Source organism: Rhizocola hellebori (assembly GCF_016862955.1).
Taxonomy (GTDB): Bacteria; Actinomycetota; Actinomycetes; order Mycobacteriales; family Micromonosporaceae; genus Rhizocola; species Rhizocola hellebori.
Map to the genome: position 1 here is coordinate 1 of NZ_BONY01000185.1, position 1,621 is coordinate 1,621.

Below are 1,621 nucleotides of genomic sequence, written 5' to 3' on the forward strand. Positions count from 1 at the left end.
TGAGCGCGGCAAAGTCTGGTCGCGCCGCTCCGAGGTCGAGCGAGAGGCGCGCCACACCGTCGCGGAGATGCTGGAGCGAACACAAGCGGACGGCTGGCGCGATCTGACCAAGACCTCAATCGAGGCTGACCAAATGAGACAACAGCGCCAGCGTGAGGGCGGAGCGCGGTGATAGTGGTCGATTCCGATCCGGAGAGTCATCCTCGATCAATGACGGGGGAACATGAAATTTCTTCGACACCACCCGTAGGAAGGCCCGCCAAGCCGCACCGCAGGGGGCGGCTGTGGCTGGCGGGCTTGGCCTTGAGCATGCTGGTATGCGCTGCTGTGCCAGGGGTTCTTTTCGCTCGATGGTTCGTCGGCGGCACGCTGGCGGCCGGCCAAGGCGCAGCAAGTCCCAGCCTGGCAGTTCTCGACTACTTCCAGGACACCCCAGTTGGCGGGCCGCTGGCAGGCGATGAGATCGAGGTCAACCTATTCTGCGACCGCAACCAAGACGCGCTGCACCGTCAAGTGCTGGACCTGGTGAAGGCCGCTAAGCGCGTTGAGGTACCCGGCAAGATTGCCTTCGATCGAGCCGAGGAGCATCCCTCCGCAGGCGTCGAAGCGATCGACGATGACCGCGCCACGTACACGACGAAGGCCAGCTGGAACTACGCGAACATCAACCCAGCACGGCGACCGGGGGAATGGATGTGGTGGCAAAGCGCCTACCAGGATTGGACTTTCCACCTCGTCAACGACAATGGGTGGCGCGTGTGCAAGGTGGACCCTCCCGACCCATGCGCACCGGACGCCCAGCTCGCATGCGATCGTCCGGCGCCGGCCGTTGTGACGCCGAGTGTCACGGCTAAGGGTGGAAGGCCCTAGGGGTGCGACCTAGGGCCTTCCACGTTCACAGTGCGATGGGTCAAGCGGTACGCCCATCGGCCAGGCTTGCGGCGAGGCAGGAAGCCGAGCGCGAGAAACACCCGATAGGCGGCGTTGCGGGTCTCGCACGGCGCAACCTGTTGGCAGGCAAGGCAGAAACCGCCGTGGTCGCTGTCCATATGCTGATCGAGCTGGTCTTGCACCCGGCGCCGCGCAGCCTCCAGCTTCTCCGGCGACATCACGCTCATAGGCAGTAGTAGTGGCGCACAGAGCACCTCCAAACGTCGCTGCGCAGTCGGTGGAAGGGGGCGGACGTTTCGCTCGCGCTCCGCCCCCTCGACGTCTCCCGCCGACCCGGAACCTGTTCTCAAATCGGCGGGGAACCTGTTGGCTACGTTAGGGATTCGGCACCACAGCTCTCTACGAGATTGCCCAAGGTTGCCCGCGTGGCTCACACGTCGAGGCGATCGATCGCGGCCATGATCAGCGCACGTGCGCCAGCCCCGACAACGGCCATGGCGGACAGCTCGCCGAACACTCGGGCGTAGATCTGGATCTCGCGGGGCTGCGTGATGGCCAGCTCAGCGGTAGGTGTTTCCACCGCCACCTGTGCATTGTCGAATATCCAGAATCCGGGGCTTGACCACATGGTTCGATCGACGTGCATGGGCACGATGCCAAGGCTCACGTTCGGACGGACGGACGCCGTGATCAGGTGCGCCAGTTGGCCGGCCATCGTCTCGGGCGGGCC

The 1,621-nt window shown here is 64.7% G+C and carries 2 protein-coding genes; one reads left to right on the forward strand and one right to left on the reverse strand.

From position 1 onward, the window contains the following. The first annotated feature begins 168 nt into the window (after positions 1-168). On the forward strand, positions 169-870 hold the full coding sequence (locus tag Rhe02_RS49400) for a hypothetical protein (protein WP_203915544.1): 702 nt from the start codon (positions 169-171) through the stop codon (positions 868-870). A 451-nt stretch (positions 871-1,321) separates the two neighbouring features. Here the strand turns inward: Rhe02_RS49400 and Rhe02_RS49405 are convergent. Continuing rightward, positions 1,322-1,621: Scr1 family TA system antitoxin-like transcriptional regulator (locus tag Rhe02_RS49405; RefSeq protein ID WP_239124579.1), on the reverse strand; the 300-nt coding region annotated here is incomplete at its 5' end.